This window comes from Micromonospora sp. CB01531 (assembly GCF_001905095.1).
GTDB lineage: Bacteria > Actinomycetota > Actinomycetes > Mycobacteriales > Micromonosporaceae > Micromonospora.
The window spans coordinates 1-7,569 of sequence record NZ_LWLS01000018.1 but is presented as its reverse complement, the minus strand read 5'-3'; the positions used below and the strand labels follow the sequence as shown (position 1 = coordinate 7,569).

6 protein-coding genes and 1 pseudogene are annotated in these 7,569 nt (G+C 68.1%); 1 reads left to right on the top strand and 6 read right to left on the bottom strand.

Translation table 11 applies throughout. The features are described 5' to 3' along the window. Positions 1 to 440: 440 nt before the first annotated feature. The 4 genes from A6A27_RS05085 to A6A27_RS05070 form a co-directional block, all read right to left on the bottom strand. Entirely contained in the window at positions 441 to 785 is a 345-nt protein-coding gene (locus A6A27_RS05085; protein ID WP_073833338.1) for a hypothetical protein, read from the bottom strand. Between the two features lie 324 nt (positions 786 to 1,109). Continuing rightward, on the bottom strand, positions 1,110 to 1,595 hold the full coding sequence (locus A6A27_RS05080) for a hypothetical protein (RefSeq protein WP_073833337.1): 486 nt from the start codon (positions 1,593 to 1,595) through the stop codon (positions 1,110 to 1,112). A gap of 87 nt (positions 1,596 to 1,682) precedes the next feature. Next, positions 1,683 to 4,349, bottom strand: coding sequence for a glycosyl hydrolase (locus tag A6A27_RS05075; RefSeq protein ID WP_143193892.1), 2,667 nt, complete (start codon positions 4,347 to 4,349; stop codon positions 1,683 to 1,685). Between the two features lie 479 nt (positions 4,350 to 4,828). Continuing rightward, positions 4,829 to 5,572, bottom strand: coding sequence for a hypothetical protein (locus A6A27_RS05070; protein ID WP_073833334.1), 744 nt, complete (start codon positions 5,570 to 5,572; stop codon positions 4,829 to 4,831). Positions 5,573 to 5,847: 275 nt separating this feature from the next. On the opposite strand from A6A27_RS05070, the gene A6A27_RS05065 reads away from it, so the two are divergent. Further along, entirely contained in the window at positions 5,848 to 6,255 is a 408-nt protein-coding gene (locus tag A6A27_RS05065) for a hypothetical protein (protein ID WP_143193891.1), read from the top strand. 390 nt (positions 6,256 to 6,645) lie between these two features. Here A6A27_RS05065 and A6A27_RS05060 read toward each other — a convergent pair whose 3' ends face one another. Together A6A27_RS05060 and A6A27_RS05055 are read right to left on the bottom strand one after the other, a co-directional pair. Then, positions 6,646 to 6,957: a hypothetical protein gene (locus A6A27_RS05060; RefSeq protein ID WP_083672436.1), complete on the bottom strand. Its 312-nt coding sequence runs from the start codon at positions 6,955 to 6,957 to the stop codon at positions 6,646 to 6,648. Positions 6,958 to 7,379: 422 nt separating this feature from the next. Continuing rightward, positions 7,380 to 7,569 (bottom strand): annotated as a pseudogene (locus tag A6A27_RS05055) (hypothetical protein); the annotation flags it as partial.

The window sequence follows — 7,569 nt, the reverse complement described above, 5'->3', positions numbered from 1 at the left end:
TTGGACAGCCCTTAACGAAGGGCCGAGGCTAGGGGCGTTGTCGTACGACGAGCCGATCGGCTCCATCGAGCCCGGTCGACCGGATACAGATCCAGCCGGCGCACCTGCCGACGTAGCACCGCCACCTGATGCCCGCAACACGACCACCTCGACCGCGTTCGCGTGCCCCACCGCGGGCCAACAGGATGATCAACTGAAGCGCCTGACGAAGAATCAGATAGCCGAACGACAGGATCATGGCCGGCAACATGCCGCCGTTCATCGATCCCACAGCGGGCAAAGTCGCACGTCAGCGCCTGCGGCCGGGTTTCCGAAGGGCGCAGGCAGCGTCCGTCTGCGCGGCCGTGGGCCACTGTGGTGCCCCTGCCACACGACAGCAAATAGGGACACCCATCACGGAACGATGCCCACCGGATGTCCACACGGCGTCGTCGCCATTCTCAATCCTGATTCTTCTCCAGCGACTCCGCTCTTTCCTTCATGGCTGAGGCGATGTCATTCCAGTCGGGACCGAAATTTCGCAGGTCCGTCGCCGCCTCTCTCAGCAGAGCCACATCGTCTGGCCTCTGTAGACAGGCGATCCGGTACGCGAGATTGCGCGCCCACACCGGTAGGCCAATCCAATTCTCGTCGATCACGGTATGGAGCACGGCGACAATCTCATCCGCCGGTGCGAATGTGACCACCTCGACGAACTCCTGCTCGATGTTTCTGACCTCGGCCAGGCCCTGCTCGCCGAACTGATCCGATGCCAGCGTCCGGGCCAGGTCAAGCAATGTTTCCATTCGGCCTCCACATTCCAATCAGTTGAGCCAATACATGCTGACGCCGATCCTATCAGCACTGATTAAAGATGGTCGATATGCTGACGGCTATAAGCCAATACATTCCGGGGCTTCGGAACCTGTCGGCTGCCCTGGCGACGACATGCCACCAGACCTCGCGGGCGAGTCATACGCCGCGCCGGGTCGGCCGGCCCAGCTTTTGGTTCCACCAGCGGGCCACATGGTGGATTTTGTTGGAGAGACCCAATTCGGCCGCGGGCCGGCCGGGTGGATCGCGTCTGCAGCGTGCTGCGGGAGGTGACATTCCGTCAGTAACCAGGGTGATCAGCGCGCGCTGTACACGGAAATCGCGTGATCGGCAGGGCAGCCGGCGGGGCACCGTGCGGTCGTCCCGGTGACGGTCGCCGTGCTGCCCGCGCGGAGGGTTTCGGCCCGCCGGCCGAGCAGCGCCCAGGTGGCGTCGTCGGTGCGGAGCAGAATCCACTCGTCCGTGCGTCCGACGGTGCCGGTGATGGTCCGGCGCCCGGGGAAGAGATCGCCGGTCCGGTCATCGACAGGCGGGTTCGTCGGCTCGGCCTTCCTCGTGCTGTCTGATCGGGGCGCCTCGCTGAAGCCGGGGGTCGATGGCCGGCTCGCCTGCTGAGTCGGTGCGCCCGCGGTCGTCGCGGCGGGTGACGCGGTGGTGGTGCTCGAGGTTGCGACCGCAGTCGAGGCAGGCCCGCTGTTCGGGGCGCGGTCGTCGGCGCAGCCGGCGACCGTGAGCGTGGTGGTCACGACGGCCGCGGTGAGCAGGGTCCGCGCGCGGGTCATGGTGTTCTGACGGTACGCCCGCAGGAGCGGTTCCGGGTGGCGACAGGCCCGCCCGATCGGGTCGGGCGGGCCTGTCCGGTTGCGTCGTTACAGCGACTTCAGCGGGGTCTTCCAGATGCCGCGCCCGTGGGTGGCGGCGTAGAGGTTGCCGTCGCCGCTGATGTGCAGGTCGAACACGGCGGTCAGCGGCAGGGCGTACTTGGAGGTGCCGGAGTTCGCGCCGATGCGCCGCCAGGTGATGCGATCGGGGGTGGCGCGTCGGTCGGCGACGAGGACGCCGAGGTCGGTGCCGACGACGAGCTTGTCGCCGACCACGACCACGTCCGTGGCGGGCACGTCCGGGAACCCGACGGACAGGTCGGTCCAGGCGACCGAGACGCCGGCGGCGGTCTTGGTGAGCTGGCCCCGGTAGACGTGCTTGACGCCGGCGCCCGGTCCTTCGATGAAGCGTCGGTTGAAGCCGTTGAACACGAGGTAGATGGTGGAGTAGGTGGGGTCGTTCGGGTCGAAGGTCACCGCGTTGGGGTAGCGGTTGGGCAGGCCGGTCATGTCCAGCTCAGTCCAGGTGCCGCCCCAGTTGGTGGCTACGCCTCGGGTGAAGCCGGCGCTGTTGCAGTTGGCCTGGCCGCACCAGGCCGCCAGGTAGGTGTCCTTGGCCGGGTCCGCTGGTGCGGCCGGGTTGGCGACGGCATCCACGCCGACGATGAGTCGGGCGCCGGTGCTGTCCAGCGTGTAGAGCGGCTGCCAGCCGTTGGCGTCGTCGGCGGCAGCCTCCGCCGGGCTGTAGGCGAACGCGAGGTCGTGCCGCCAGAAGGAGTTGCCGCCGGCCACCCACCGCTCGCTCGCCCCGTCGCGGACGTTCTTCGAGCCGCGGATGACGCGGAACGGCGCGGTGAAGCGGGCGTTGATGTCCGGCACGGTGACGTCGAAGATCGCCCTGGCGGAGCCGTCGCTCTGCCCGCAGTTGGTGGTCAGCCACAGCGCCAGGAAGACGTACTCGTCGAGGATCTGGCAGCCGTTGCGCGGGTTGACGATGATGTCGCCCCCGTCGCCGCCGAACGGGCTGACCATCTTCCGCGCCCCGCCGCGCAGCAGCGACCCGCCGTTGTCCTGTAGGCCGCCCGCCACGGCCCAGCCGCGACCGTTCGGGTCACGCCCGGTGCCGACGGAGTAGTACTGCAGGGTGCGCAGGGTGGCGTTGTGGTTGGTCCAGTCGGTGGCGTGCCCGGCAGAGTCCTCCTTGCTGGCCGCCGGGGCGAGCGGGCGGGAGTAGACGCCGCCGTCGTTGCCGACCAGGACGGTGCCGCCGGAGATGGCGATGGAGTGCTGGTCGGCGTGCGTGGTGGACGGGCAGCCGCCCGACGGGATCGACGGGTCGTAGCAGGGGAACCCGAAGTTCCAGTACGGGCCGATGGTCTTCCACGTCGCGCCGGCGTCCTCGGTCTCGTAGACCTCCTCGAGCCCCACGTATACGTGCCGGGGGTTGGTCGGGTCGACCTCGACAAAGTTGTTGTACCAGGCCTGCACACCCGGCGGGTAATCCATGAAGGCGCCGATCGCCGATCCGGAGTTCTCCAGCTTGACGGAGTCCGCGATGCGGGTCCACGGACCGAGCACGCCGTTGGTGGAGTGGTAGACACCGGCCAGGGCGCTCGCACCGGCGGCGAGCCCGGCCGGGCTCGACTGCACCAGGTACAGGTGTTTGCCGTCGGCCGACGTGGCGAACTCGGCGTTGCCGACGTCGGCGTTGTTGATGTCGCCGGTCAGGTTGGCCCGGGTGAAGCTGCCCGCCTGGCCGCCACTGGTGGACAGGTAGTAGCCGTTGTAGGCCGCGCCCGAACGCCACGCGGCGTTGATCAGCACGGTCGTGCCGTGCGTGCCGGGCTGAATGAGCACGTCGTTGATAATGTTGTCGTACGGCCTGGTGATGTCCGTGTCGGAGGCCGGGTTGGGCAGAAACAGCAGCTGCCACCGTTCACTGTGCCGCTTCGGGTCGGTCGAGTGCCGCCACAGGCCACGGCTGGTCGCCGCGTACACCCACCCGGCGCCGTCGAACTTCAGCTGGTTGATGCTGCGCGACTCCAGCTCATCCCCGCCGACCCGGTCCGCCTGGGAGAAGCCGCGCGCGGTGCTGGCCTTCCGCAGCCGGTACACCCCGGCCCCGGCGTAGCTGGTGGCGCCGGTGTTCGCCTCACCCGTCGCGTACCAAAGTGTGTCGGCCTTGGCGTCGTAGACGAGGTCGCCGGTAGACAGGGCGAGGATGCCGTCGGAGATCGGCTGCCACGTCCCGCCGTTGCCGAGCTTCTTGCGGAACACGCCCCCGTTCGCGCCACCGGCGAACGTCCAGCCGTTCCCGGCCGCCAGGCCGGTGACCCGGCCCGCCACCACCCCGGCGCCGCCACCGGAGTTGGAGAACTCCGGGTCCCGGTAGTTCGGGTCGTCGGCGTCGTACGCCTTGTCGGTCACCTCGTACCAGCGCGAGTCGGTGCCGCGTAGACCCTTCAGGTCGGCCAGGGCGTCGCTGTACTCGCCCGCAGCCACCGACCCGTACGGCGCCATCCGCGCCGCCGCCTCCTGGGAGGCAAAGGTCTTGATCCCCGCCTGCCCGGCGTGCACCCCGGCCACCGGCTTCGGTCGCTTGACCGGCCGATCGTCCGCGTATGCCGGAACACCCGCCGCCACCGTGACCAGCGCCGCGAACCCGGCGACCGCGGCACGCCTCACACCACCCCGCCGACGTTGCCCAACGACCATGTCTGATCCTTCCCGGATGGGGTCCACCGGCGCCGTCATTGGCGCCAGTCCATCTCGGACGCTAGTCATCGAATTGGATCGACAGAAGCCCGCTGATGGCATGCCTTCGCCGGGGTCCGGCTGCGAACCGGACCCGAACGGTCACCCGAAGGGCCCGTTCGGCTCGCATCCTTGCTCGTATTGCTGATTGGCTCAGCATCCGGAGTTACCGATCTCCGCGTCATCAGCCCACCTCTGCCCGGGGCCGGCCACGCCCGCCGCTGTCCTGTCCCGTAGGGCGACCGTCCCGATCCTCACCGCTGTCCCCGCGCATCGGTACGACCGTGGTGCCGCACCTGGCCGCTGGTTCTGTCGCACATCACCTGGCGGAGCTGCGTCGCACATCAGCTGTCGGATTACATCCTGTGCATGCTCCTGTGCATGCTCCTGTCCCATCACATGCTTGACGAATCCGTCCCAGCACCTGTTTGACAGTGGGCCTAGGAAGCGTGCCCATGGCCGAGGCCAGTGGGCGCAGACATCAACGCATGCCAGAGCCGTTGGTATTCAGATGGTTCGCCGATCGCCGCCCGGTGCTGCGGGTGATCGACGTAGTACCGGATCGCGTCGGCGATGAACCACGGGTGGACGTTGTCGATGCGCAGCCGTCGCCGGCCCAGGGGGAGGATGCCGCGGCGGCGTACCAGGTCCGGTTGTGCGTAGGTCAGGGCCAGGGTGGCGGCGCCGACTGCGGGCTGGAACGGGCGGCCGGGTGCCAGGGCCTCCCACGGCACCATCAAGGAGCCGGTGACATCGCGTTGACAGACACCCTCCGGTCGCAACTCGATCGAAATGCCGCGCCAGCCGCTGGCGACCTGTACACCGACGGCGACGAGGAGCAGGAACGGCAACACCATGAACAGGCCCCCGAAGACTTCGCCAAGGTAGCGAGTGCCCAGCAAATGCGAGGTCAAGAACGTGAGCGTCACGGCGATGAGGATCTGGGACGCGCTCGGTGCGGTGGCGAACGCCCGGACCTCGGGCTTGACCAGTAAGGCCGCCGGACGTGATCGACGCAGGGCAAGCGCGCCCAGCACGGCGGTGAGGATGGTCGCGATAAGCAGGATCAAGTCCAGCCAGTCTGACAGCCGACGGCCCCAGGCCAGGCCCACGGCCAGGACAAGCGAAAGGGAGAGGATCAGCCGCCGGTGGCGGACCGTGACGGCGAAGAGCGCGGCCAACATGTCAGGAGCGTAGTCGACCTCATCCAGGCCGTTGGCACCTCAATTCCCGGATCTTGTCAAACATCTGGTGGGACGCCACTGTCAAGCATCTCCCGTGACACGACACTCCTGTGCATGCTCCTGTGCATGCTCCCAACTGCCGAATTCGCCTCTTAAGGATCAAGGCGGCCCGCAAAGCGGGCCGCACCGGCCCGGCCCGGCCTGCTGGCGACCTCCGGCCGGCATCGGCCGGGCCAGCCGGCCACGCTCACGAGGTTGCCATGCAGGATGAGGGCGTGACGGCGAACGATGAACACCCGGAGATTACACCCGAGGCCGACGGTGACCTAGAACGCATCCGGCGCAACGAGACCGTCTTGGAGGCAGTTCAGGTATCCCTCGGGCTGATCGGCCCGGACGTGCTCGGCATCGCCGTCGAATCCCGTAGCGACGGCGTGACCTTCCATGTCGCACTTGCCCGACGCACCGCAGAGGCAGACGAGGACATTGAGGACATGATCGCCGACTACGAGGCACGGACCTTGGGCTACGTGCCGAGTGAATTCACGATCGATGCTGCGGTCACTGTCGAAGACACCGGACCGCAGTGGCGGGGCCGCAGGTGGTCAGTCATTTATCTCGCTCACCCCTCAATACGGCGTGCCGCCACGGCATCCAGCGCGACACGACCAGACGCTGGCTAGTGTCCCGTCCCGCGGTGCTCGACTCTCCACGCCTCTCGGCTGGCGTCAAGGGCGCTTCGCGTCGGCTACGCCGATGGCCTACGGCCACCCTTGACCCCGACCGAGAGCCGAGGATCTGGCACCTATCGGGGGACGGGGGCATAGCGGCGACAACCATGAGTACCGGGCCATCCGTGGGCCAGTAACCGTGGCGCGCGGGCACGAGCGGGCACGAGACGCAACGGGGCCGGCCGCCGCCCGCAGGTGTTTCGGGCATCACGACCGCTTGAGCACGCTCTTCCAAAACTGACGCTCGCTGATCCCAGCACGAGGCCAACGGTCGCCACCGGATGAACGCTGGCCACGAGCCAGCGGGCAGGCGAGGCGGGTGACGGCGGATGCGGGACGTTCCTACGGGCCAGAAGGCCGGTCCAGAGGCTCCACCAGGCGGCCGTCCGGGTTCATGATCTTGTCCCGAGTCAACGGGGCGACGGCCGACCAGCCACCGTCATCGACGGCAGCGACGAGGCGCAGCCGGCCATCCCCGTCAGGAAGCACGTAGGTGACCACTTGGTAGAGCTTCCCGTCATCCGCGATGAGCTCCCGCCGGTCCTGCTTGCCGGACTCCTCCCAACCGAGCAGATCGGCGTACCTTGCCGTGGACAGCCACTCTGCCAGGCGCCGCTCGGCCAGCCGGGCTGCGGTTTCTCGGTTGAACGGCATCATCCCTCCGCCTGTCGGTCGTGCCATTAGCGTGCCATTGGGCCAGGACATCAAGGGCCGCCCGAGGTCACGAGAGACCCGCCGCGCCTCACCGCGGCGCAGGGAAGGGCACGCCGGGTCGGCGCGGCAAGCCCCAAGCATGGGGGCGGTGGCCGCGCGACGGTATGCCGGTCGTCCAGGATCCGGCTCCGCAGCCGCTCAGGGTCAGGTCAACCGCTCACCTGGGCGGGGGAGGGTGGCCGGCGGTGGCCAGCTCCGACCCCGGGAGCCGGGTCCGTGCTGGGCGAGGTTGGGTCAACCGCGCCACTGTGGCGGTGTCCGCCGGGAGTGCGGTCCGTGACACGAAAGCCGGCTCAGCCTGTTCCGGCAGCGCCAGTACGCGCGTCGAGGTGAGCTTGACGCGTTAGGGCGTGGCGGTTCGCTCACCGGGGCGGATCGACGTTAACCAACCCGATGTCCAGCAGATCGGCTGCTTCCTCGACGGTGGCCACGAACTCTTCCGGTGGGATCCTGGCGACGAAGACCTTGCCCAGGTCATCCGGAAAGGGATGGTCTGCCCGCCAGAACGCGAAGACGATCACTAGTGTTCTGTCTCGCAAATAGGTGGCCGGT

Bases quoted from the DNA above. Each gene is read 5' to 3' on its own strand.
- A6A27_RS05060 (WP_083672436.1), bottom strand. From the start codon at position 6,957: ATGCCGTTCAACCGAGAAACCGCAGCCCGGCTGGCCGAGCGGCGCCTG.
- A6A27_RS05085 (WP_073833338.1), bottom strand. From the start codon at position 785: ATGGAAACATTGCTTGACCTGGCCCGGACGCTGGCATCGGATCAGTTC.
- A6A27_RS05070 (WP_073833334.1), bottom strand. From the start codon at position 5,572: ATGTTGGCCGCGCTCTTCGCCGTCACGGTCCGCCACCGGCGGCTGATC.
- A6A27_RS05080 (WP_073833337.1), bottom strand. From the start codon at position 1,595: ATGACCCGCGCGCGGACCCTGCTCACCGCGGCCGTCGTGACCACCACG.
- A6A27_RS05075 (WP_143193892.1), bottom strand. From the start codon at position 4,349: ATGGTCGTTGGGCAACGTCGGCGGGGTGGTGTGAGGCGTGCCGCGGTC.